20 protein-coding genes are annotated in these 21,529 nt (G+C 66.5%); 9 read left to right on the plus strand and 11 right to left on the minus strand.

All coding sequences use genetic code 11. The annotated features are described in order from the left end of the window. Positions 1 to 49: 49 nt before the first annotated feature. The 3 genes from ACUXVH_RS21830 (at position 50) to ACUXVH_RS21840 (ending at position 3,960) form a co-directional block, all read left to right on the plus strand. Positions 50 to 2,284, plus strand: coding sequence for a TonB-dependent siderophore receptor (locus ACUXVH_RS21830; RefSeq protein ID WP_445495982.1), 2,235 nt, complete (start codon positions 50 to 52; stop codon positions 2,282 to 2,284). Between the two features lie 44 nt (positions 2,285 to 2,328). Continuing rightward, entirely contained in the window at positions 2,329 to 3,231 is a 903-nt protein-coding gene (locus tag ACUXVH_RS21835) for an alpha/beta hydrolase (RefSeq protein WP_262214757.1), read from the plus strand. 117 nt (positions 3,232 to 3,348) lie between these two features. Then, positions 3,349 to 3,960 carry a DNA-3-methyladenine glycosylase family protein gene (locus tag ACUXVH_RS21840; RefSeq protein WP_015635362.1) on the plus strand — a complete coding sequence of 204 codons (612 nt, stop codon included), beginning with the start codon at positions 3,349 to 3,351 and terminating at the stop codon, positions 3,958 to 3,960. 231 nt (positions 3,961 to 4,191) lie between these two features. Here ACUXVH_RS21840 and dctM read toward each other — a convergent pair whose 3' ends face one another. From dctM to ACUXVH_RS21855, 3 genes are read right to left on the minus strand one after another with little or no spacing between them, the layout of a single operon-like run. Continuing rightward, a complete protein-coding gene (gene dctM / locus ACUXVH_RS21845; protein WP_011060956.1) occupies positions 4,192 to 5,472 on the minus strand; it encodes a C4-dicarboxylate TRAP transporter large permease protein DctM in 1,281 nt (426 codons plus the stop codon). Continuing rightward, the gene (locus tag ACUXVH_RS21850; RefSeq protein WP_145713868.1) at positions 5,472 to 6,104 is read right to left on the minus strand and encodes a TRAP transporter small permease; all 633 of its coding nucleotides are present in this window, start codon (positions 6,102 to 6,104) and stop codon (positions 5,472 to 5,474) included. The genes dctM and ACUXVH_RS21850 overlap by 1 nt, the downstream gene beginning before the upstream one ends. A gap of 57 nt (positions 6,105 to 6,161) precedes the next feature. Next, a complete protein-coding gene (locus tag ACUXVH_RS21855) occupies positions 6,162 to 7,163 on the minus strand; it encodes a TRAP transporter substrate-binding protein (protein ID WP_072442162.1) in 1,002 nt (333 codons plus the stop codon). Between the two features lie 480 nt (positions 7,164 to 7,643). On the opposite strand from ACUXVH_RS21855, the gene ACUXVH_RS21860 reads away from it, so the two are divergent. The 5 genes from ACUXVH_RS21860 to ACUXVH_RS21880 all read left to right on the plus strand — a co-directional run bounded on the left by ACUXVH_RS21860 (position 7,644) and on the right by ACUXVH_RS21880 (position 12,147). After that, positions 7,644 to 8,675: an AraC family transcriptional regulator gene (locus ACUXVH_RS21860; RefSeq protein ID WP_036996300.1), complete on the plus strand. Its 1,032-nt coding sequence runs from the start codon at positions 7,644 to 7,646 to the stop codon at positions 8,673 to 8,675. A 106-nt stretch (positions 8,676 to 8,781) separates the two neighbouring features. Next, entirely contained in the window at positions 8,782 to 9,903 is a 1,122-nt protein-coding gene (locus ACUXVH_RS21865) for a polyamine ABC transporter substrate-binding protein (protein ID WP_445495908.1), read from the plus strand. Positions 9,904 to 10,008: 105 nt separating this feature from the next. Then, a complete protein-coding gene (locus ACUXVH_RS21870; RefSeq protein ID WP_445495910.1) occupies positions 10,009 to 11,472 on the plus strand; it encodes an amidase in 1,464 nt (487 codons plus the stop codon). Positions 11,473 to 11,535: 63 nt separating this feature from the next. Further along, complete coding sequence (locus tag ACUXVH_RS21875; protein ID WP_011060950.1) at positions 11,536 to 11,865, plus strand: hypothetical protein; 330 nt, start codon at positions 11,536 to 11,538, stop codon at positions 11,863 to 11,865. A gap of 90 nt (positions 11,866 to 11,955) precedes the next feature. Beyond that, complete coding sequence (locus ACUXVH_RS21880) at positions 11,956 to 12,147, plus strand: tautomerase family protein (protein ID WP_011060949.1); 192 nt, start codon at positions 11,956 to 11,958, stop codon at positions 12,145 to 12,147. A 28-nt stretch (positions 12,148 to 12,175) separates the two neighbouring features. Here the strand turns inward: ACUXVH_RS21880 and ACUXVH_RS21885 are convergent, their stop codons facing one another. From ACUXVH_RS21885 to ACUXVH_RS21910, 6 genes are all read right to left on the minus strand, one after another. Further along, positions 12,176 to 12,607 carry an HD domain-containing protein gene (locus ACUXVH_RS21885; RefSeq protein ID WP_047336567.1) on the minus strand — a complete coding sequence of 144 codons (432 nt, stop codon included), beginning with the start codon at positions 12,605 to 12,607 and terminating at the stop codon, positions 12,176 to 12,178. Between the two features lie 97 nt (positions 12,608 to 12,704). Next, the gene (locus ACUXVH_RS21890; protein ID WP_011060947.1) at positions 12,705 to 13,517 is read right to left on the minus strand and encodes an HpcH/HpaI aldolase/citrate lyase family protein; all 813 of its coding nucleotides are present in this window, start codon (positions 13,515 to 13,517) and stop codon (positions 12,705 to 12,707) included. A gap of 164 nt (positions 13,518 to 13,681) precedes the next feature. Beyond that, positions 13,682 to 14,887 (minus strand): CaiB/BaiF CoA transferase family protein, encoded by a 1,206-nt coding sequence (locus ACUXVH_RS21895; protein ID WP_346624183.1) that lies wholly within the window; start codon positions 14,885 to 14,887, stop codon positions 13,682 to 13,684. Positions 14,888 to 14,919: 32 nt separating this feature from the next. Then, positions 14,920 to 16,269 (minus strand): MmgE/PrpD family protein, encoded by a 1,350-nt coding sequence (locus ACUXVH_RS21900; protein WP_072442174.1) that lies wholly within the window; start codon positions 16,267 to 16,269, stop codon positions 14,920 to 14,922. A 9-nt stretch (positions 16,270 to 16,278) separates the two neighbouring features. Further along, entirely contained in the window at positions 16,279 to 17,442 is a 1,164-nt protein-coding gene (locus ACUXVH_RS21905) for an acyl-CoA dehydrogenase family protein (RefSeq protein WP_072442177.1), read from the minus strand. Positions 17,443 to 17,476: 34 nt separating this feature from the next. Then, a complete protein-coding gene (locus ACUXVH_RS21910) occupies positions 17,477 to 18,304 on the minus strand; it encodes an FAS1-like dehydratase domain-containing protein (protein WP_207239108.1) in 828 nt (275 codons plus the stop codon). 142 nt (positions 18,305 to 18,446) lie between these two features. Between ACUXVH_RS21910 and ACUXVH_RS21915 the strand changes: the two genes are divergently transcribed. Further along, positions 18,447 to 19,364 (plus strand): LysR family transcriptional regulator, encoded by a 918-nt coding sequence (locus tag ACUXVH_RS21915; RefSeq protein WP_011060942.1) that lies wholly within the window; start codon positions 18,447 to 18,449, stop codon positions 19,362 to 19,364. Here ACUXVH_RS21915 and ACUXVH_RS21920 read toward each other — a convergent pair. Then, positions 19,342 to 19,692: a hypothetical protein gene (locus ACUXVH_RS21920; protein WP_011060941.1), complete on the minus strand. Its 351-nt coding sequence runs from the start codon at positions 19,690 to 19,692 to the stop codon at positions 19,342 to 19,344. The genes ACUXVH_RS21915 and ACUXVH_RS21920 overlap by 23 nt on opposite strands. A 2-nt stretch (positions 19,693 to 19,694) precedes the next feature. Then, entirely contained in the window at positions 19,695 to 21,383 is a 1,689-nt protein-coding gene (locus ACUXVH_RS21925; protein WP_123397412.1) for a hypothetical protein, read from the minus strand. Positions 21,384 to 21,529 lie beyond the last annotated feature (146 nt).

The raw sequence follows: 21,529 nt of genomic DNA on the forward strand, positions 1-21,529 counted from the left end.
CATTCGTGATCTTCCTGTTTCTGCTTCTGTCCGGAGATCACCGATGTCCATGCGCTCGATGCGTCCTTTCGCCCCCTTCCTGCTGTCCACCTGCTGCCTGCTCAGCCAGGCCGTGCAGGCTGCCAATGAAGGCTCGACCCAGCCGGTCCTGGAGCTGGAACCCCAGAGCGTCATCGCCACCGCCAAGGAAGAAACCAAGCAGGCACCGGGGGTCTCTGTGATCACCGCCGAGGACATCCAGAAGCGCCCGCCGGCCAACGACCTGTCGCAGATCATCCGCACCATGCCCGGGGTCAACCTCACCGGTAACTCCACCAGCGGCCAGCGCGGCAACAACCGGCAGATCGACATCCGCGGCATGGGCCCGGAAAACACCCTGATCCTGGTGGACGGCAAACCGGTGGGCAGCCGCAACTCGGTGCGCTACGGCTGGCGCGGCGAGCGCGACAGCCGCGGCGACACCAACTGGGTGCCGGCCGACCAGGTCGAACGCATCGAAGTGATCCGCGGCCCGGCGGCGGCCCGCTACGGCAACGGCGCCGCTGGCGGGGTGATCAACATCATCACCAAGCAGGCCGGCAGCCAGACCCACGGCAACGCGACGATCTACAGCTCGTTCCCGACCCACAAGGACGAAGGCGCCACCCAACGCATGAGCTTCGGCCTCAACGGCCCACTGACCGACAGCTTGAGCTACCGGGTCTACGGCAACGTGGCCAAGACCGATTCCGACGACGCCGACATCAACGCCGGCCATGAATCCCTGCGCACCGGCAACCAGGTCGGCACCCTGCCCGCTGGCCGCGAAGGGGTACGCAACAAGGACCTCAACGGCCTCTTGAGCTGGCACCTGACCCCGGACCAGAGCCTGGACTTCGAAGCCGGCTTCAGCCGCCAGGGCAACATCTACACCGGCGATACCCAGAACACCAACAGCAACAGCACGGTGAAAAACCTGCTGGGCCACGAGACCAACCGCAGCTACCGCGAGACCTATTCGGTGACCCATCGTGGCGAATGGGACTTCGGCAGTTCCATGGCCTACCTGCAATACGAAAAGACCCGCAACACGCGGATCAACGAAGGCCTGGCCGGCGGCACCGAAGGCATCTTCAGCAACAGCGAGTTCTACACCGCGGTGCTGCGCGACCTGACCGCCCATGGCGAGGTCAACCTGCCCCTGCGCGCCGGCTTCGAGCAGACCCTGACCCTGGGCAGCGAATGGTCCCAGCAAAAGCTCGACGACCCCAGCGCCAACACCCAGAGCACCAGTGAAGGCGGCGCCGTGGGCGGCCTGAGCTCAAGCAACCGCAGCACCCAGTCCAGCGCGCAGATCTTCTCGCTGTTCGCCGAAGACAACATCGAACTGCAGCCGGGCACCATGCTCACCCCCAGCCTGCGTTTGGACCACCACAGCATCGTCGGCGACAACTGGAGCCCATCGCTCAACCTGTCCCACGCCCTGAGCGACACCCTGACCCTCAAGGCCGGCATCGCCCGGGCCTACAAGGCGCCGAACCTGTACCAGCTCAACTCCGACTACCTGCTCTACAGCCGCGGCCAGGGCTGCTATGGCCAGAGCACCAGCTGCTACCTGCAGGGCAACGACAAGCTCAAGGCGGAAACCAGCGTCAACAAGGAACTGGGCCTGGAATACAAGGCCGACGGCTGGGTGGCCGGCCTGACCTACTTCCGCAACGACTACAAGAACAAGGTGGAATCCGGCCTGGCCCCGGTGAGCCATGCCAGCGGCGGCAGCGGCGCTTACCGCAACTCGGCGATCTACCAGTGGGAAAACGTGCCCAAGGCCCTGGTGGAAGGCCTGGAAGGCACCCTGACCATTCCGTTGGCCAGCCAGCTGACCTGGAACAACAACTTCACCTACATGCTGCAATCGAAGAACAAGGAAACCGGCGACTACCTCTCGGTGACCCCGCGCTACACCCTCAACTCGATGCTCGACTGGCAGGCCACCCAGGACCTGTCGCTGCAGGCGACCGTGGCCTGGTACGGCCAGCAGACGCCGAAGAAGTACGACTACCACGGCGACCGCGTCACCGGCAGCGCCACCCAGCAACTGGCGCCGTACGCCATTGCCGGGGTCAGCGGCACCTACGCCCTGACCCGCAACCTGAGCCTGACCGCCGGGGTCGACAACCTGTTCGACAAACGCCTGTTCCGTGAAGGCAATGCCCAGGGCGTGAACAATATTGCCGGGGCCGGCGCCGCCACCTACAACGAACCCGGGCGCACCCTGTACACCAGCCTGACCGCTTCGTTCTGAGCCATTACCAAGAGCCATCACCAAGAGCCTGCCGAGAACGCCTGATGAGAACTTTTTTCCTGCCCCTGGCCCTGGCCTGGGGCCTTGCGGGAGCGGCCCTGGCCGCCCCCGCCCCGGACCAGCCCATGGACCGCAGCCTGCTGCAACGCCAGGACCTGCCCTACCGCTTCACTAGCCTGCAACTGGATTCCGCCGACGGCCAGCGGCACTACCAACTGTGGATCGGCAAGCCGTTGCAGGCGCCGCCGCCACAGGGCTACCCGGTGCTGTGGATGCTCGATGGCAACGCCGCCATCGGCGCCCTCGACCCCGAGCAGCTCAAGCGCCTGGACCAGGGCCAGGCGCCGCTGCTGGTGGCAGTGGGTTACCAGACCCCACTGCGTATCGAGCGCAACGCCCGCACCTATGACTACACCCCGCAGCAACCGGGCCAGGCGCAGCAGCAAGACCCGCTGACCGGGCAACCCAGCGGCGGCGCGCAAGCCTTCGTGCAACTGCTGCGCGAGCGCATGCGCCCGGCCGTGGCGGCCCAGGCACCGATAGATACCGCGCAACAGACCCTGTGGGGCCACTCCTATGGCGGCCTGCTGGTGCTGCAGGCGCTGTTCAGCCAGCCCCAGGCGTTTCGCCACTACGCCGCCGCGAGCCCTTCGCTGTGGTGGGGCGACGGCCTGATCCTGCCCCAGGCCCAGGGCCTGGCCGAGCGCCTGCAGGGCCATCATGCGCAATTGCTGCTGATGCGCGGCGGCGCCGAGCCGGGCAACCCGCGCCAGCCAGCAGGGCCCGAGGCCGACCAGCGCGCCCGACAGTTGCAGGCGCAACTGGCCCAGGTGCCGGGGTTGGCCCTGGACTACCACAGTTTTGAAACACTCAGCCATGGCCAAACCCTGGCGGCCTCGTTGCACTACGTGCTGGAGCGGCTCTACCTATCGGCGGCCAAGGACTGAAAACCCTGCGCCCGGGTGCAAGGCCCGGGCCGCGAGTTCCAGCGCAAGAGACAGGGTGCAAGCCTTGGGGCGGCGGGCTAATCTGCCGCTCGCCCCGCCACTTGTTCCGGATCGCCAATGCCCACCTGCCCCGCCACTCGTTTTCTTGCCGCACTGGATGCCGACTGGGCCGCGCTGATCGCCGCCGTCGGCCCCTGCCTGCACCAGCCCCGCCCGGAGCGCGAGCCTTACCAGGCGCTGGTGCGCGCGGTGGCCTACCAGCAACTGCATGCCCGCGCGGGCGACGCGATACTCGGCCGCCTGCGCGCTTTGTTTCCCGGCCAGGACTTCCCCACGCCCGGGCAACTGGCCGATGCCAGCCTGGAGAGCCTGCGCGGCTGCGGCTTTTCCGCACGCAAGGTAGCGACCCTGCAGGGCATCGCCCAGGCCACCCTGGACGGCCGCGTCCCCGATGCCGCCAGCGCCCGTGGCCTGGATGACGAACAGTTGATAGAGCGCCTGATCCAGCTGCCCGGCATTGGCCGCTGGACCGTGGAGATGCTGCTGATCTACAGCCTTGAGCGCGAGGACATACTGCCCGTGGACGACTTTGGCGTACGCGAAGGTTATCGCCGCCTGAAAGACCTGGAGAAACAGCCCAGCCCCCGGCAGCTGCGCCAGATCGGCCAGGCCTGGAGCCCCTGGCGTACCACCGCTGCCTGGTACCTGTGGCGCGTGCCGACGGCCTGAACACTGCGCACTTGACCCGGTGCGGACTGGCCGCTGCGCGGTTCGCCGGCAAGCCGGCTCCTACGGGGTTATGCCCACCTGTAGGAGCTGGCTTGCCAGCGAAAGCGCCCGCAAGATCGCCCATTCCCTCGCCATCAACCGCGCCCAATGGCCGCTGCGCGGTTCGCCGGCAAGCCGGCTCCTACGGGGTTATGCGCGCCTGTAGGAGCTGGCTTGCCAGCGATGGGGGCGCTACATGCCCAGCCAGTTGGGCAAGGCCAGGGAGATCAGCGGCACGTAGGTCACCAGGATCAGGAACAGCAGCAGGATCATCAGCCACGGCATCGCCGCGCGGATGGTCTGGCCCAGGGTCAGGCCGGTCACCGCCGAGGTCACGAACAGGTTCAGGCCCACCGGCGGGTGCACCAGGCCGATCTCCATGTTGACCACCATGACGATGCCCAGATGAATCGGGTCGATCCCCAGCTTCATGGCAATCGGGAAGAAGATCGGCGCCAGGATCAGCACGATCGCCGAGGGCTCCATGAAGCTGCCCGCCACCAGCAGCACCACGTTGACCATCAGCAGGAAACCGATCGGCGTCAGGCCTTCGGAAATCACCCAGGCGGTAATTTCCTGGGGGATCTGTTCGGTGGTCAGCACATGGGCGAAGAGCATGGCGTTGGCGATGATGAACATCAGCATGATCGACAGCCGGCCCGACTCCAGCAGCACCTTGGGGCAGTCCCGCAGCTTCATGTCGCGGTACACGAACAGGGCGACGAAGGCCGAGTACACCGCCGCCACCGCCGCCGCCTCAGTGGGCGTGAACATGCCGCTGTAGATGCCGCCAAGAATGATCACCAGCAACAACAGGCCCCAGAACGCCCGGCGCGCAGCACTCAGCCACTGGCCAAAGGTGGCCCGTGGCTGGGCCGGCAGCTTTTTCACCCGGGCCACGATGTAGATCGCCACCATCAACAGCAGGCCCAGCAGCAAGCCGGGCACCACGCCGGCCATGAACAGCTTGCCCACCGAAGTCTCGGTGGCCGCCGAGTACACCACCATGACGATCGACGGCGGAATCAGGATGCCCAGGGTCCCGGCGTTGCAGATGATCCCGGCGCCGAACTCCTTGGGATAGCCGGAGCGCACCATGCCCGCCACGGCAATCGAGCCTACCGCCGCCACGGTGGCCGGCGAGGAACCGGACAGCGCGGCGAACAGCATGCAGGCCAGCACCGCGGCAATTGCCAGGCCGCCACGGATGTGGCCGACGCAGGCGTTGGCGAAGTCGATCAGGCGCTGGGCCACGCCGCCGGTGGTCATGAAGGCCCCGGACAAGAGGAAGAACGGAATCGCCAGGAAGGTGTAGGCGTCGGAGGTCTCGAACAGCTTGATCGCCAGGGAGCTCAGGGAGTCCTGGCTGAACATCAGGATCGACACCGCCCCCGACAGGCCCAGGGCAATGGCGATGGGCACGCCGAGGAACATGAACACGAACAGCAGCAGAAACAGACAGAGCACGGCCATCAGTGACGCTCCTCATGGCTGCCCGCCAGCTTGCTGGCCTCGCCCGCCTCGTCGGCCAGGCCCAGGCCGAACTGCCGTCGGGTGAAGATGCGGTAGAAGATTTCCAGGTAGCGGATCAGCACCAGGGCGAAGCCGATGGGCACGATCACCACGATATGGCTGACCCGGATGCCGAAGCGGTCCAGGTCTTCGGCGCCGATATGGGCGGCCATGATCGCGCTCAGCCACTTGAAGCTGGCGACCATGAACAGCCCGGCGTACACCAGGCAGCACAGGCAGGCGAGCAGCGCCAGGTAGCGCTGCACCGGGCGCGGGGTCAGGCGCACCAGGGCGTCCACCCCCAGGTGCCCGGCGGTGCGCACGCCATAGGAGATGCCGAAGAAGATCAGCCAGCCGAACATCGCCTTGGTCAGGGCCACGCTCCAGGTCATGTCCTGGGCCAGGCCCATGGTGGCGTCGCCCAGAGCGTTGAAGAAGGCGCTGCTGGCGGCCCATTTGTCGGCCAGGGCGAAGAACAGGGTGTAGATGTTGTTGAGCATCACGTAGACGAAGGTCACCAGGGTCATGGTCGCCAGCAGCAGGGCAATCAGGCCCTCCTCCAGGTGCTCCCAGATACGTCTCAGGGACTGCATAGAGATACCTCGCGAAACGGGCAGTGGCCGTCCGCCGCGGACGGCCGGGAGGGCGTATCAGTGGCGCTGGTTGGCGGCGTCGGCGGCCTTGATCAGGTCGGCGCCGATCTCGTCCTCGAACTTGCTCCACACCGGGCGCATGGTGTCGCGCCAGGCCTGGCGCTGCTCGGGGGTCAGTTCGATGATTTCGCTGGTCCTGGCCTCGACGATCTTCTGCCTGGCGCTCTGGTTCAGGGCCTCGGCCTGTTTGTTCACCTCCACCGAGACCTCGGCCATGATGGCTTCCAGCTCGCCGCGCACGTCCGCCGGCAGGCCGTTCCAGAAGCTCGCGTTGGTGATCACCATGTAGTCGATCAGGCCGTGGTTGGACTCGGTGAAGTACTTCTGCACCTCATTGACCTTCTGGCTTTCATAGTTCGACCAGGTGTTCTCGGTGCCGTTGACGGTGCCGGTCTGCAGGCCCTGGTAGACCTCGGCGAAACTCATCTTGCGCGGGTTGGCGCGCATCGCCTTGAACTGCTCTTCGAGCACGCTGGAGGCCTGCACGCGGAACTTCAGGCCACGGGCGTCCTTGGGTTCGTGCAGGGGCTTGTTGGCCGACAACTGCTTCAGGCCGTTGTGCCAGTAGGCCAGGCCGAGAATGCCCTTGCCCTGCATCGAGGTCAGCAACTGCTTGCCCTCGGCGGCCTGGAAGCGGTCCACCGCCGCCAGGTCGTCGAACAGGAACGGCAGGTCGTAGATCTGGATCTTTTTCGTGTACTGCTCGAATTTGGCCAGGGACGGCGCCAGCATCTGCACATCCCCCAGCAGCAGCGCCTCCATTTCCTTGCCATCGCCGAACAGCGACGAGTTGGGGTAGACCTCGACCTTGACCCGCCCCGGCAGGCGCTCCTCGGCGAGCTTCTTGAACAGCAGCGCGCCCTGGCCCTTGGGGGTGTTCTCGGCCACCACGTGGGCGAACTTGATGATGATCGGGTTGCCGGTGGATTCGGCGGCCTGGGCCACCCCGGCAGCGAGCAATGCGGCGGCACAGAACAGCGCTCTTGAGAGCTTGAACATGGACTTCACCTTTTTATTGTTGTGATTGAGGGAAGAGTGCCTAAGGCATGGCGTATAGAGAATTTCGAATTTTTGATACCCGCGTTCACCCCCGCCGAACGCTCCGTAGGAGCCGGCTTGCCGGCGAAAGGGCCCCCGAGCCCTGCGCCGCCCCCGCCAACGCCTTCGCTGGCAAGCCAACTGCTACAACGGGCAGTACCTGCGCAGTCGGCGCCGCCCACCACCCCGTAGGAGCCGGCTTGCCGGCGAAAGGGCCCCCGAGCCCTGCGCCGCCCCCGCCAGCGTCTTCGCTGGCAAGCCAGCTCCTGCAACGGGCAGTGCCTGCGCAATCGGCGCCGCCCACCTCCCCGTAGGAGCCGGCTTGCCGGCGAAAGGGCCCCCTAGCCCTGCGCCGCCCCCGCCAGCGCCTGCAAGGGGCAATTGAACCGCGGGCGCGTAACCCCTAAAGTCACGCCTCCCGATATCACTCTGAGATCGTCGATGACCGCCCTTCGCTTGACCACCCTGCATACCACCCAAGCGGTGCTGGACGCCTTCCGTGACAGCGACGTACCCGCCCAGGTGCTGCTGGAGGGCAGCGGCATCCAGCTGGCGGACCTGGAGCTGCCCAACAGCCTGATCAATATCAGCCAGGAAATGCGCGTGTTCAGCAACGCCGTGCAGTTTCGCCAGGACCTGGGGCTGGTGCTGGGGCGCAACCTGCACATTTCCGCCTACGGCATGTTCGGCCTGACCCTGCTGACCAGCGCCACCCTGCGCGAAGGCTGGTCCCTGGCGCTGCGCTACCCCTTGCTGCTGGGCACCTTCTTCCGCCTCGACCTTGAGGTCCGCGACGGCCTGGCCTGGCTCACCGCCGACCAGTACAGCGAAAGCGAACTTGAGGTGTTCAACACCGATTTCTGCATGTCGTCCTACCGGGTCACCTGCCAGGACCTGCTGGGTTGCTCCCTGCCCCTGCGCCAGGTGCAACTGATGCATGGCCCCCAGCCCTATATGGACAGCTACGAGCAGGCCTTCAATTGCCCGGTGCAGTTCAATGCCGGGCGCAATGCCATCGGCTTCGACCTGGAGTGGCTGGACCGGCGCCTGCCCCTGGCGGACCTGGTGACCCAGAACGACATGCTGCAACGCTGCATCCGCCTCAACGAGGAGCTCAGCGCGCGGCCGACCTGGATCGACCAGGTGCGGCGCATCCTCAATGAACAACTGCACGCGGTGCCGGATTTCGACAGCCTGGCGCGCCAGGTGCACTGCTCCCCCAGCACCCTGCGCCGGCGCCTGCGGGCCCAGGACACCAGCTATCAGCAGTTGCTGGACGAGTTGCGCTACGCCCGCGCCCAGCAATTGCTGGGCCAGCACAGCCTGCCCATCTACCGCATCGCCGAAGCCCTGGGCTTCAAGGAAACCGCAAGTTTCCGCCACGCCTTCCAACGCTGGAGCGGCGTCGCTCCCGGGCGCTTCCGCCAGCTGGCCGGCCAGCTCGGGCCGCTCTCGGACTGCGCCGAAGATTGACGCTAAATATCCCCTATTGACCGTTGCAAGCATTCTCTCTGCGACCTATCCGACGAAAAATGTCCGCCTCGGATGGTTCCGCTCATTTCGGACATGGAGTTGTCATATGAAATCGTTGCACACCGCCCTCTCCCGCCTCGCCACGGCCTGCACCCTCGGTGCCCTGGCCCTGGCCGCCTCTGTCACCGCCCAGGCCGCCCCCGAGCGCACGGTGAACATCTTCAACTGGTCGGAGTACATCGCTCCCAACACCATCAAGGATTTCCAGGCCCAGAGCGGGATCAAGGTCAAGTACGACATCTTCGAAAGCAACGAAGTGCTCGAAGCCAAGCTGCTGACCGGCAACAGCGGCTATGACGTGGTGGTGCCCTCCAGCGGTTTCGTCAGCAAGCAGATCAGCGCCGGCGCCTTCCAGCCCATGGACCGCGGGCAGTTGCCGAACTGGAAGAACCTCGACCCGGCCGTGATGAAGCTGCTGGAGCAGAGCGACCCGGGCAACCGCTACGTGATCCCCTACATGTGGGGCACCAACCTGATCGGCTACAACCGCGACAAGGTCCAGGAGCTGCTGGGCAGCGACGCGCCGGTCAACAGCTGGGACCTGGTGTTCAAGGAAGAGAACCTGAAGAAGCTCAGCCAGTGCGGCGTGACCTTCCTCGACTCGCCCACCGAAATGCTGCCCCTGGCCCTGCACTACCTGGGCCTGGACCCCAACAGCCAGAACCCCGAGGACTACCGTAAGGCCGAGGCCATGCTGCTCAAGCTGCGTCCCTACGTGCGCTACTTCCATAGCGCCAAGTGGATGGGCGATATCGCCAACGGCAACATCTGCGTGGCCGTGGGCTACTCCGGGGGCTTCCTGCAGGCGGCCAACCGCGCCAACGAAGCCAAGAACGGCGTGCACATCGAAATGCGCATTCCCAAGGAAGGCACCCTGGTGTGGATCGACACCGTGGCCATTCCCGCCGGCGCCAAGCACGTGGACACCGCCCACGCCTTCCTCAATTACCTGATGGAACCCAAGGTCATTGCCTCCATCAGCAACTACGTCGGCTACCCCAACGGCGTGACCGATTCCAAGCCGTTCATCCAGCAGTCGCTGCTGGACAACCCGGACCTGTTCCCCAGCGCCGAGACCATGACCCGCCTCTACCCCCTGGCCCCGCTGCCGGCCAAGGCCGAGCGCACCCGGACCCGGACCTGGGTCAAGGTCACCAGTGGCCGCTGAGTCATTCACTGCGAAGGCCCGCCAGGACGCCGCCAACGGCGTCCATGCCGCCTTTCCACGCCGTGGCGCAGCCCGCGCCCGGCGTGCTTGAACAAAGAGCCGAATATGCCGTTGCCCACTTCCAGCCAAGCGGCCCTGCCGCACCTGTCGATCGAGGCGCTGCTGCAGGGTTTCGCCACCTTGCAGTTCACCCCGGTGGACGTGCTGCAGGCCGTGCTGGCGCAGATCGAGCGCCACGAGCCACAGCTCAACGCCCTCTGCGAACGCCAGGACCCGGCTGCGCTGCGCGCTGCCCAGGCGTCCACCGCGCGCTGGGCCGCCGGGCAACCCATGGGCCGGCTGGATGGCATTCCGATCCTGGTCAAGGACAACAACGACGTACAGGGCTGGCAGACCCGCAGTGGTTCCCGGGCCCTGGCCAACCGCCCGGCCATGACCCGGGACTCCAGCCTGGTGGCACGCCTGCGTGAAGCCGGGGCGATCTTCATTGCCAAGACCACCCTGCCGGAACTGGGCAGCACGCCCCTGACCGACAGCCCGTTGACCGGCATCACCCGCAACCCGTGGAACCTGGCCCTGCATGCCGGTGGCAGCAGTGGCGGCAGTACTGCGGGGGTCGCAGCCGGTTATGCCCCGGCCGCGACAGGCAACGATGCCGCCGGTTCGATCCGTACCCCGTCGAGCTTTTGCGGCGTGGTCGGGTTCAAGCCCAGCCATGGCCTGGTGTCCGCCTGCCCGAGCATCGACCCGGGCGGCATGGCCGCCGAAGGCCCGATTGCCCGCCACGTGCGCGACATTGCCCTGTTGATGGAGCTCATGGCCGTGCACGAGCCCGGCGAGCCCTTTGCCTGGCCCCATGGGCCCAGGGATTTCCTCAGTTCCATCGAGGACGGCGTCGCCGGCCTGCGCATCGCCTTCAGCGCCGACCTGGGCTACGCCGCCCATGTCGACCCGCAGATCGCCGCAGCCTGCCTGAACGCTGCCAGGCTGTTGCAGGAAGCCGGCGCCACCCTGGTCCTGGCCTCGCCGGACATCGGCAACCCGGCGCCGAACTACCTGCGGGCCTGGCCGGTGGAAGTGGCCTGCGCCGTGGCCCAGGAAATACCCGCCGAGGACCGCCATCTGGTGGGGGACTTTCTCCAGCAGGCCCAGGTCCGCGCGCGCCAGCTCAATGCCCTGGACTACGCCTGTGCGGTGCAAGAGCGCCATCAGGTGGCGCAGAAGCTTCACGCTTTCCTGGGTGAGTACGACCTGCTGCTGACCCCTGCCGCGGTGGTCGAACCCTTCGCCGTGGAACGCCTGTTGCCGCCGGACTGGCCGGAACAGATCAGCGCCATGTGGCAGCCCACCACCTTCCCGTTCAATTTCAGCCGCCAGCCAGCGTTGAGCCTGCCTTGCGCCCTGAGCGAGGCGGGCCTGCCCATCGGCCTGCAGATCGTCGCCCGCTTCGGCCGCGACGCCCTGGTACTGAGGGCCGCACGGGCCCTGGAAAAACGGCTGCCCGAGGGGGTGTTCCGCCACCCCGCCGGGCTGCACGACGCCCCCCAGGCGTCACCCGCAAACCGCTAGACCCGCACAGAACACAATGCCGACGCCGGCCACGGCGAAGGCTCACGGACAAGGAGGTGGACCATGGATTCTTCAAGCAGTTGGTATCAAGACACCCAATTCGACCACGACATCTACGTGATGATCATTCGTGAACCGAGCTCTCCCAGCCTTGATCCCCATCAGTCCGGTTCCAGCTACAGCTACGTCGGCCGCCTCACCGGCCACGGCCAACACCCGTGCTTTTCCGTGCACTTCGCCTGCCCGCCCTACGGCAATGACTACGCCAGCACTGAAGCCGCGCTGCAGGCCGGCCTGGCCCATGGCCGGGCGCTGATCGAGCACTGGCGCACCCGTGGGCGCAAGCCACCGGCACGCACCGCCGAAGTGGCGCTGTCCAGCTACAGCAACTGACGCACCAGGGCCCCTGGCTGGCAGGAGGGCAGCGGCTGTCGTAGGCTGCCCTGCCGCCCGTCCATGCACCATCACCTGGAGTGTCGATCCATGCCCTATATCAACCTGCAGATCACCAAGGGCGCCACGCGCCAGCAGAAGGCCCAACTGGTCAAGGAATTCACCGAATCCCTGGTGCGGGTACTGGGCAAGAAGCCCGAGCATACCCACATCGTGATCCAGGAAATCGACGGCAGCGATTGGGGGTTTGCCGGCGAGCTCAGCGACGACGACCAGGCCTGAGCCGCTGCTGGGCGCAGGTATCACGAGCTCAGTCGCGCGCCAGTGAGTTCAGGTAATCCGTGGCCTGGCGGTACTTCTCCAGGCGCCGCAGGTCTTCGGCACCCGGTTCGGGGATGCGCGACAGGTCGCTGTTTTCCGCCAGATCCGCCAGCTTCACTTGCCGCGCCAGGGGGTTCGCGCCTGCGCGGCGGATGAACGCCGGGTAGTCCTCGCCTGCAACCTTGGTCAGCGCCAGCAGCGCCGCCAGCACCTCTTCGCTGAAGCCCTCGCCCCGCAACTGCTCCGGGGTGATGGGGCAGTCTTCCAGGACATCGTGCAGCACCGCGACAATCCGCGCCTCGGGGTGTGTCAGGCGCAGCATCACGCGCAAGGGATGCAGGATGTAGGGCGCGCCGCCCTTGTCGACTTGCCCGGCATGGGCCTGGGCGGCCAGCGCGATGGCCCGCTCCAGGCTGCTCATCGGACGCTACCGCAGGTGAATGGGGCTGAGCCGTGCATGGTGCCACCTCGATAAAAAGACCGCGCCATTCTACCTGCGCCGCGGCCCGGGCGCAGGGTCAGGCCATCGCCAGCAAGCGCTGGGCCCGCAGCAGCACCGGGGCATCGACCATCTGCCCATCCACCTGGTAGGCCCCGGCACCCTCGCGCCCGCCTTCCACCACCCGTTGGGCCCAGGCCAATTCCTCGGCGCTGGGCGCCAGGGCCTGGTGGATCACCGGCACCTGGGCCGGGTGGATGCACAGCGCACCGGCAAAGCCCATGGCGTAGGCGTGGCGGACCGAGGCGGCCAGGCCCTGGCTGTCGGCGATGCCGGGAAACACCCCGTCCAGCGGCGCCTGCAGCCCCGCCGCCCGGGAGTGCAGGATCAGCGCCAGTCGCGCCTGGTCCAGGGCGAACTGGGCCGCCGCCGAGCCGCTGCTGAGGTTGAGGTCCAGGGCCAGGTCCAGGCCGCCGAACGACAGGCGCTGGACCCCGGGGGCGCTGGCGATCTCGCCCAGGGCCAGCAAGCCCCGGGCACTTTCGATGATCGGCCAGACCAGGCGGCCGCTGGCGGCCACCCGCGCCACTTGGGCTGCGCTCTCGACTTTCGGCAGGAGAATGCCCACCACACCGGCATGGGCCTGGCAGAACGCCAGGTCGGCCAGGTGCTGGGGGTGCTCGGGTGCGTTGATTCGCACCCAGGCCCGCACCTGGGGCTGCGCCAGCAGGAAGCGCCCCAGGTGCTCTCGCGCCTGCACCTTGAGGGGTTCCTCGACGGCGTCCTCGAAATCGACGATCACCGCATCGGCGCCACAGGCCAGGGCCTTGGCGAAACGCTCGGGGCGGCTGCCGGGGACGAACAGCGCGGAGCGGACAATGGGGTTGGACATGTTCGGATCCTTGTTATTGGAAGACCAATGGCGGCCAGGCTTGCTGCCCGGCCCCTACGGCAAGAGCCTGGTGTTGCCCTGCCCTCCGTAGGAGCCGGCTTGCCGGCGAAGGCGATCTCGCGGCCTCTACGCTGGCAAGCCGGCTCCTACGGGGAGGTTGGGGTTCAGATGACTCCACGGGCCTGCAGTTGCTCGATGCCTTGCGGGCTCAGGCCCAGCTCGGCGAGTATCGCTGCGCTGTGCTGGCCCAGCGCCGGGACTGCGTCCATGCGCGGCGCATAGGCGCTGTTGCGCGCCGGTGGCAACAGCGCCGGCAGGCGGCCCGCCGGGCTGTCCACCTGGCGCCAGGCGTCCCGGGCCGCCAGTTGCGGGTGCTGCCACACGCCCTGCATGTCGTTGACCCGGGCATTGGCGATCTGCGCCTGCTCCAGCCGCTCGATCACCTGGGCGACGCTGAGCCGGGCAAAGCGCTCGACGATGATCTGGCGCAGCGCCTCGCGGTTGGCCGAACGCTTGAAGTTGGCGCCAAAGCGCTCGTCCGTGGCCAGTTCGGGCAGCTCCAGCACCTTGTCGCAGAAGGCCGCCCATTCCCGTTCGTTCTGCAGGCCGAGCATCACCGTGCCGCCGTCACCCGCGGGAAACGGCCCGTAGGGGTAGATGGTGGAATGGGCCGCGCCGGCCCGGGGTGGCGGTTCGGCGCCTTCGAAGGCGTAGTACAGGGGGTAGCCCATCCACTCCACCAGGCTTTCCAGCATGCTGATGTCGATACGGCTGCCCAGGCCGGTGCGCCCACGCAGCAGCAAGGCCGAAAGAATGCCGCTGTAGGCGTACATGCCGGCGGCAATGTCGGCGATCGAGCAACCGGCCTTGGCCATCTGATCCGGTTCGGGGCCGCCGGTCACCGATACAAAGCCGCCTTCGCTCTGGATCAGCAGGTCGTAGGCCTTTTTCCGCTCATAGGGGCCGCCTTCGCCGTAGCCGGAAATATCGCAGACGATCAGCCGTGGAAAGCGCTCATGCAGCGCCTCGAACGACAGCCCCATGCGCGCCGCCGCCCCCGGTGCCAGGTTCTGCACCAGCACGTCGGCCCCGGCCAGCAGGCTGTCCAGCAGGCCCTCGGCTTCGGGCTGCTTGAGGTCCAGGCTCAGGCTTTCCTTGGAGCGGTTGGTCCACACGAAGTGCGAGGCCAGGCCCTTGACCCGCTGGTCGTAGCCCCGGGCGAAATCGCCGCTGCCGGGGCGCTCGACCTTGATCACTCGGGCGCCCAGGTCCGCCAGCTGGCGGGTGCAGAACGGCGCGGCAATGGCGTGTTCCAGGCTGACCACGGTGATGCCGTCCAGGGGCCGTGGCTGTGCTGTGTTGTCAGTCATGTTCGGTCCTCGCCCTGTTCGATGTCGGGCATTCAGAGCAGTGAGTTGAGATCGGCAGCGTCCCGCAGGGCCCAGACCCGACGGATCAAGGCATTGCCCTGCTCCGGGGTGCGGGCGCCGGAGAACTGCAGCAGGCGCTGGAACTTGTCTTCCAGCTCGGCCCGGGACAGGCCATTGCCCGGGTCACCCTTGGGCTCATCGATGGCGCCGTGCAGGGTGCGGCCGTCCACGCACTGCACCTCGACCCGGCCCAGCCAGCGCGCTGGATAGGCCGCATCGACTTCAGGGTCCAGCTGCATGCCGACCTTGTCGCGAAACGCCGCGACCCGGGGGTCGTTCAGCCCATGGCGCTGGAACTCCGGCAACCCGGCCTTGCCGTGCACGGCGATCAGGCCGAGCACGGTGCCCATGGAGAACTTGGCCTGGTGCACGGTCTGCGGCACCTGGACCCGGCCCAGCACATCGATGGCACCCTGGTGCACCCGGGTCAGCACCCGGGCAATCTGCCCGTGTTCCAGGCCTTCGCGCTGCATCACCTCAAGCAAGGCATCGGCGGCGGGATGGGTGTGGCGGCACGAGGCGTGGAACTTGAACGAGGTTTCCAGCAGCGCCCAGCGGCTGCCCAGGCGGGCACTGAGCAATGCCGGTTCGGCATCCCGGGACATGCCGGCGGCCATGCCCTGCTCGCCTTCGAGGATATTGCGCGCGCCGCTCAGGCCGTCCCGGGTCAGGTAGGCGGCCAGCAGGCCATCGGCGGCGGCCTTGGCGGTGTGCAATTGCTTGGAGTCGGCGGCGTCGCGCAGAAACTCCCAGAGCCCGGCGGCCTGGGTCCCGGCGCTGCCCAGCAGGTTGATGAACTGCTCGCTGTCGAATTCCATCAGCTTGCCCACCGCCACCGCAGCGGCCAGGGTGCCGACGGTGGCCGTGGTGTGGAAGATCCGGTAGTGGGAACGGCCCATGAATTCGCCGATGCGGATCCCTGCCTCATAACCGGCCACCGCCGCCAGCAGCAGCTCGCGGCCGGACTTGCCCAGGTCCTGGGCCGCCGCCAGCGCCGCCGGGAACACCACGGTGGCCGGGTGCAGCACGGAGCTGTTGTGCAGGTCGTCCTGCTCCACCAGGTGCGACGAGGCAGCGTTGACCAGGGCGGCGAAATACGCCGAGCTGCCGGCCCCATTGACCAGGATGCGCGCCGGGCCACTGGCCGGGCCCATGTGCCGGGCATAGGCCTCGAACAAGGGGATCGGGTGCGCGCCCTGGGCGGCCAGGGCCGAGCCCAGCCAGTCGAGGAACAGCTCTTGGGTGCGCAGCAGGACGTTTTCCGGCAGGTCGGCGTAGCGCAGGCCGGCAAGGAACCCGGCCAGATCGTGGGTATGGCTCATGGGGGCTCCTTAGAAGCTGCGGGGCAGCTCCAGCAAATGCTCGGCGACGTAGGACAGGATCAGGTTGGTGGAGATCGGCGCCACCTGGTACAGCCGGGTCTCGCGGAATTTGCGCTCGACGTCGTACTCGCAGGCAAAGCCGAAGCCGCCGTGGGTCTGCAGGCAGGCGTTGGCCGCCTCCCAGGAAGCCTTGGCCGCCAGGTACTTGGCCATGTTGGCGCTGGCCCCGGCGTTGTGCCCGCTGTCGTATTCCTCGCAGGCGCGCCAGCGCATCAGGTCGGCGGCCTCGATCTCGATATGGGCCTCGGCAATCGGGAACTGCACGCCCTGGTTCTGGCCGATGGGCCGGCCGAACACCACCCGGTCGCGGGCATAGGCGCTGGCCTTGTCGATGAACCAGCGGCCATCGCCGATGCATTCGGCGGCGATCAGCGTGCGCTCGGCGTTGAGGCCGTCGAGGATGTACTTGAAGCCCTTGCCCTCCTCGCCGATCAGGCTGTCGGCGGGCAGCTCCAGGTTGTCGAAGAACAGCTCGTTGGTCTCGTGGTTGACCATGTTGGCGATGGGCTGCACGGTCAGGCCGTTGCCGATGGCCTGGCGCAGGTCCACCAGGAAGATCGACATGCCTTCGGACTTCTTGCGCACCTCGGCCAGCGGCGTGGTGCGGGCCAGCAGGATCATCAGGTCGGAATGCTGAATGCGCGAGATCCACACCTTCTGCCCGTTGATCACGTACTTGTCGCCGCGGCGGATGGCAGTGGTCTTGATCTTGGTGGTGTCGGTGCCGGTGGTGGGCTCGGTGACGCCCATCGATTGCAGGCGCAGTTCGCCGCTGGCGAGCTTGGGCAGGTAGTAGCGCTTCTGCGCCTGGCTGCCGTGGCGCAGCAGGGTGAACATGTTGTACATCTGCCCGTGCACGGTGCCGGAGTTGCCGCCGCAGCGGTTCACCTCTTCGAGAATCACCGAGGCTTCGGCCAGCCCCAGGCCGGAGCCGCCGTACTCGGCGGGGATCATCGCCGCCAGCCAGCCGGCCTCGGTCAGGGCCTTGACGAAGGCTTCCGGGAAGCCCTTGCGCTCATCGATGCCGCGCCAGTAGGCGGCGTCGAATTCGGCGCACAGGGCACGCACGCCTTCACGGATGGCATTGAGTTCTTCAGTGTCATGGGGGGTCATCAATCGGCACTCCGCCTTTGCTTATTGTTGGAATTCAGTCGAACTGCACTTCGCCGCGCTGGGCCAGCCCGGAGCCGTCGCCGGCCCACAGTTCGGCGTGGCCAGGGGCGCTGATGCGCCCGCCGACCTCGAAAGGCTGCGGGGCAATCAAGGGCCGCAGGCCGCGGTAGGCGAAATGGCGCAGGCGCGCCTCGGGGTGGGCCCGGCAGAAGGCCCCCAGGCTCAGGGTGGCGATCAGCGGCCCGTGCACCACCAGCCCCGGGTAGCCCTCGGTGGCGGTGACGTAGGGATAGTCGTAGTGGATGCGATGGCCGTTGAAGGTCACCGCGCTGTAGCGAAACAGCAGGGTCGGCGTGGGCTCCACCGGCTCGCGCCAGTCGCCTTCGGGCAGCAGCTCGCCACTGCTCATTTTCGGCGGGGACGCTTCGCGGTAGACGATGTCCTGTTCTTCGCGCAGCGCCAGATGGCCGTCCTGAAAATATTCGTGGCACAGGGTGACGAACAGCAGCTTGCCGGTGCGCCCGGCCTTTTCCTCGACGTGGAGGATGGTACTGGTGCAACTGGCCTCGGCGCCGGCCCGCAGCGGCCGGTGAAACGCCAGGCGGCCACCGGCCCACATGCGGTTGCGGTTGGCCGCCGGCGGCAGGAAACCGCCCCGCGCCGGATGCCCGTCGCCGCCCAGGGCCGAGGCCGGCTGTGGCTGCTGGAAGAAACACCAGTGCCACAACGGCGGCAGGGCCTCGCCCGGGGCCGGGGCGGGCTGGCCGAACGTGGCGGCGATGCGGGCCAGCAGGTTATGGCTGAGGTGGTCGTCGATCCGCTGGCTGCGGCCGATCCAGGCGCTGGGGTCGGTGGCACTCATGGTGGCAGGGTCCTGTGGCACGAAGGTGATGGCGGCCATCATGCAAGGGGCTGGCGCGTATGGAGAATTTGCATTTCTATAAACCGGCGTTCGTTTATGCTGAACGCCATTCGCCCCTACCCCTGCCTTCAGGAGCACGGACATGCATTTCGATCTGGCGGACCTGCGCCTGTTTATCCATATTGCCGAATCCCCCAGCCTGACCCAGGGCGCGCGCCGCGCCTTCCTCTCGCCAGCGGCCGCCAGCGCGCGGATCAAGGCCCTGGAAGGCCAGCTCGAAACCCGCCTGCTGTACCGCGACAGCCGTGGCGTGGAAGTCACCCCCGCCGGCGAACGGCTGCTGCAGCACGCGCGGCTGATCATGCGCCAGGTGGATTACCTGAAAAGCGAATTCACCCAGTACGGCGGTGATTCCTCCGGGCACATCCGCATCTTCGCCAACACCACGGCGGTCACCGAATTCTTGCCGGAAGTGCTGGCGAAATTTCTCTCGGTACGCCCGGGAGTCACGGTGGACCTGCAGGAGCGCCTGTCCCGGGACATCGTTCGCGGTGTGCTGGACGGCACCAGCGACATGGGCATCATCGCCGGCCCGGTGGAAGCCAGCGGCCTGCAGGTGCTGCACTTCAGCACCGACCACCTGGTGCTGATGGTGCCCGTGGGCCACCCGCTGTCGGGGCAGGCTTCAGTGACCCTGGAACAGACCCTGGCCTACCAGCACATCGGCCTGCATGAAGGCAGCACCCTCTTGACCTTCCTGCGCGAGCACGTGGAGCGCCTGGGCAAGCAACTCTCGCTGCGCATCCAGGTGTCGAGCTTCGAAGCGATCTGCCGCATGGTGGAAGCCGGGGTCGGCATCGGCATCATTCCCGAGTCCGCGGCCTTGCGGCACAGCCGCACCATGCAGCTGGTGACGGTGAAGCTGGATGAAAGCTGGGCCGTGCGCGAACGCAGCATCATCGTCCGCGAACTGGAGGCCCTGCCCGGCAGCGTGCGGGCGCTGATCGCGACGCTGATGCCGGCCAGCCAGGAACCTTCTATTGCGGGCAACCCTGGCTGATCCAGGCACTCAGTTCGTCGATCTGGGCCTGAGGCAGAAAGGGGCCGCCGGGGGGCATCTGGCCAAAATCCCCATCCGGCCCCCAGGGGGTGCCCGGGGTACCGCTCAGGGCATAAATCAGGTTGGAATGCGCGCCATCGCCTTTGACCAGGATAGGTACCGCCTGCCCTGTTTCAGGGTTTTGGATACCCGGCACATTACCGGTCACGAACGACTGGTAGGAGGTCTGCCAGAAGGCCCCGTGAGGCGCTCCGGAGATCGGCAGGTTGTTCTGCGCAACGAAGGCATCGAGCAGGTTCTGTACATCCTTGAAGGTGTTGAGTGCCATGACTATTTCCCTGTGCTAGATGGGGTGAACAATTGCAGATAACGCTGGCTGGCCGCTGCCGCCGACTCAGCCCCTGCCGTCTCGGGAGCCCGAACGTTGCCGCCTTTGAGGATGAAACTGAAATCGAAGCCGGCCACCTGGGCATTGCCATGGCAACCCATGCAGCCTCCCATGTTCACCCCATGCACAGCGGCGGAACCGGCGGATTGGGCAAACACGTTCGGAGGGGGTGGCGCACCTGCGGCCTGGAAGGAAGTCGGAGCACCGTTAGCAGCAATCCGGCCCCTGAATTGCTGCAGGGTATAGTCCGTTTCAACCATGATATTGGCCTGGTAGTACACCGCGGCAGAGTGGCTGGGATCGGTTTTCGATAGCTGCGTGGTGTCGAACGGCTGGGCCTGGACCGAGACCAGCTTGTAGTACTGCCAGGGCGAATTCTTGACATTCTTGGCCTGGCTATAGCTCTGGATAGCCTGATGCGCCGCCTGATTGACCTGAATCACGTCAGCCGCAATCGGCTCATAGCGCTGGTTGATGCAGATCGGGCCGCCCGCCGGAGTACCGCCTTTGGCAATCTCGCGCAGATACAGTTGCTTGCCGGGCTTGCAGAAGGCCCCCTGGGCCTTGACTTGAGGGTTGTTGGGGTCGTCCTGGTAACTCAGCCCGGGATTGGTGGGCATGGGGCCCGGCGCTGGATTGATGATGCGGCCGTTCTCATCCTCAAGCGGCTTGCCACTGGGCAGCAGGATGTTGTCGGCCTGTTCGAAGGTCGCGTAGATAAAACTCGGGGCCGTGGGGGTCTTCTGGATGATGTGCAACGCCACCATCGCCCATTGCGCCTCGAAATAGCAGGTGCCCTTGCCCGGTGGTTGCTCATAGAAGCGCACCGTCTGCCTGTGGAATCGCGAGGGGTCCTCGCCGGGGCCCAGCTGGCGCCAGGCGGACTTGACCTCAATGGTGCCGTTGGGAAAGTTGACCCGCGGCGCGCTGGGGAAAGTCGGAGGTGTCTGCTTGACCGCGTTGAAGAAGTTCCGCGCGGCTTGTGCCAGCGCGGGGTTGGCGTACCAGAACTGGTTGGCGGCGACGTAGGTGTATTGCACCTGATTGGCCTTGGCCAGGAAGCGCACCAGCTGGGGGTTGGAATTGCCTCCGGTGGGAGTCGCCGGAACAACACCGGCATACATCTGGTCGAGGCCGATCTGGGTGCTTTCGTCGAGGTTGATCCAGGCCGGCAGTTTGGGTGCGATCTGGCCAGAGCAGGCTGGCACGGCAAAACTGTAGTCATAGGTTGGCGCAGTGCCATAACCATAACTGGGAGCGCCATCAGGCTTGTAGCCCGGGGGGCCGACGTTGGCACTGCCCTTGCCCGGAAAGATCTCAACCTTGCTTCGGTACGTATGCCACACCAGAGGCACGCCCTGGCTGCCGAAAGGCTGGCGGATATCGGGCACATCGCGCTGCCCGCCCAGGGCCGGCCAGTTGAGAGCGATGAACTCCTGCCAGGCGAAGGCCGCAGCCTGTGCCAACGTTGCCTGGGATGCCCCCCCGGGTATATCGGCGGGTACCTCGGGCGATACGGTTATCGACACCGGGGCGGCGTTCGAAACGCCGCCCAGAAGCGCCAGACCAACACTGATAGCAATGTAGGAAACCTGCCGCTGCAAACGATTCTTGTCTTGTTGATGCTCCATATCCTGACTCCTCCCTTGGCTGTTCGAGAGCGTAGATCAGCGCTCTCACGGCAACGCGCCAGGAAAAAGAACATTAGGCGCTAGCATTAATAGCCAAATGCCTGTACGCCAGCAGCGGTGGCGGCTTGAACGGGTCGTGACCGGTG

Source organism: Pseudomonas sp. 8(2025) (assembly GCF_052665325.1).

Coding starts and splice junctions, on each gene's coding strand:
- ACUXVH_RS21830 (WP_445495982.1), top strand. CDS start 50: ATGCGCTCGATGCGTCCTTTCGCCCCCTTCCTGCTGTCCACCTGCTGC.
- ACUXVH_RS21835 (WP_262214757.1), top strand. CDS start 2,329: ATGAGAACTTTTTTCCTGCCCCTGGCCCTGGCCTGGGGCCTTGCGGGA.
- ACUXVH_RS21840 (WP_015635362.1), top strand. CDS start 3,349: ATGCCCACCTGCCCCGCCACTCGTTTTCTTGCCGCACTGGATGCCGAC.
- dctM (WP_011060956.1), bottom strand. CDS start 5,472: ATGGCCGTGCTCTGTCTGTTTCTGCTGCTGTTCGTGTTCATGTTCCTC.
- ACUXVH_RS21850 (WP_145713868.1), bottom strand. CDS start 6,104: ATGCAGTCCCTGAGACGTATCTGGGAGCACCTGGAGGAGGGCCTGATT.
- ACUXVH_RS21855 (WP_072442162.1), bottom strand. CDS start 7,163: ATGTTCAAGCTCTCAAGAGCGCTGTTCTGTGCCGCCGCATTGCTCGCT.
- ACUXVH_RS21860 (WP_036996300.1), top strand. CDS start 7,644: ATGACCGCCCTTCGCTTGACCACCCTGCATACCACCCAAGCGGTGCTG.
- ACUXVH_RS21865 (WP_445495908.1), top strand. CDS start 8,782: ATGAAATCGTTGCACACCGCCCTCTCCCGCCTCGCCACGGCCTGCACC.
- ACUXVH_RS21870 (WP_445495910.1), top strand. CDS start 10,009: ATGCCGTTGCCCACTTCCAGCCAAGCGGCCCTGCCGCACCTGTCGATC.
- ACUXVH_RS21875 (WP_011060950.1), top strand. CDS start 11,536: ATGGATTCTTCAAGCAGTTGGTATCAAGACACCCAATTCGACCACGAC.
- ACUXVH_RS21880 (WP_011060949.1), top strand. CDS start 11,956: ATGCCCTATATCAACCTGCAGATCACCAAGGGCGCCACGCGCCAGCAG.
- ACUXVH_RS21885 (WP_047336567.1), bottom strand. CDS start 12,607: ATGAGCAGCCTGGAGCGGGCCATCGCGCTGGCCGCCCAGGCCCATGCC.
- ACUXVH_RS21890 (WP_011060947.1), bottom strand. CDS start 13,517: ATGTCCAACCCCATTGTCCGCTCCGCGCTGTTCGTCCCCGGCAGCCGC.
- ACUXVH_RS21895 (WP_346624183.1), bottom strand. CDS start 14,887: ATGACTGACAACACAGCACAGCCACGGCCCCTGGACGGCATCACCGTG.
- ACUXVH_RS21900 (WP_072442174.1), bottom strand. CDS start 16,269: ATGAGCCATACCCACGATCTGGCCGGGTTCCTTGCCGGCCTGCGCTAC.
- ACUXVH_RS21905 (WP_072442177.1), bottom strand. CDS start 17,442: ATGACCCCCCATGACACTGAAGAACTCAATGCCATCCGTGAAGGCGTG.
- ACUXVH_RS21910 (WP_207239108.1), bottom strand. CDS start 18,304: ATGAGTGCCACCGACCCCAGCGCCTGGATCGGCCGCAGCCAGCGGATC.
- ACUXVH_RS21915 (WP_011060942.1), top strand. CDS start 18,447: ATGCATTTCGATCTGGCGGACCTGCGCCTGTTTATCCATATTGCCGAA.
- ACUXVH_RS21920 (WP_011060941.1), bottom strand. CDS start 19,692: ATGGCACTCAACACCTTCAAGGATGTACAGAACCTGCTCGATGCCTTC.
- ACUXVH_RS21925 (WP_123397412.1), bottom strand. CDS start 21,383: ATGGAGCATCAACAAGACAAGAATCGTTTGCAGCGGCAGGTTTCCTAC.